Raw genomic sequence first — 693 nt, 5'->3', positions numbered from 1 at the left:
GTTATGCAACATTCAGATCCACAGTTCAACAATCAGGCGCTGGTTGCCCAAAGCAGGAATTGTCTGGCGGCGAGCTGCGCCAACGCTTTATATCCAAGACCCGGATAAAAAGGAGAAACTGGCGGTTATCCGGGAGGCGTTGGCAGATAACAGTATTGACCACCCGGTGTTTTACCAGGATGAAGTGGACATCCATCTGAATCCTAAAATCGGTGCAGATTGGGGGCACCGTGGCGCGCAGCGTAAAGTGGCAACACCAGGACAGAACAAGAAACATTATCTGGCGGGAGCATTACACGGCCAGACAGGGCAAATCGTTTATGTAGGTGGCGAGCGCAAGACCAGTGACTTATTTATTGAATTGCTGGAAAAGCTTAAAGGTCAGTATCGTCGGGCTAAAAGCATTCGGTTAATCGTGGATAATTACATCATCCACAAGAGCAAGAAAACCCAGAAGTGGCTGAGCGACAACCCAAAGTTCAAATTACTGTTCTTGCCGGTTTATAGCCCATGGCATAACAAAATTGAAAAACTGTGGCATGCCCTGCACGAGACGATAACCCGGAATCATCAGTGCAAAAACATGGATAATTTACTGGAGCAGGTTTACTACTTTATGGACACTGCCGCACCGTTTCCGGGCGGCAAGCATGGATTGAAGCAGGTGTATCACAATTAGGATCAGCTATTTAG

The 693-nt window shown here is 47.6% G+C and carries 1 protein-coding gene; it reads left to right on the top strand.

Annotated features, from left to right (window positions below; genetic code table 11):
* The coding region (locus tag A9165_RS16460) for an IS630 family transposase (RefSeq protein ID WP_065956681.1) at positions 1 to 679 on the top strand (679 nt) is incomplete at its 5' end.
* Positions 680 to 693: the final 14 nt, after the last annotated feature.

Origin of the sequence: Alishewanella sp. HH-ZS (genome assembly GCF_001704375.1) — a bacterium.
In the GTDB taxonomy this organism is placed as follows: domain Bacteria; phylum Pseudomonadota; class Gammaproteobacteria; order Enterobacterales; family Alteromonadaceae; genus Alishewanella; species Alishewanella aestuarii.
The sequence above is the reverse complement of the archived record's forward strand: the minus strand, read 5'-3'. Positions and strand labels throughout refer to the sequence as shown.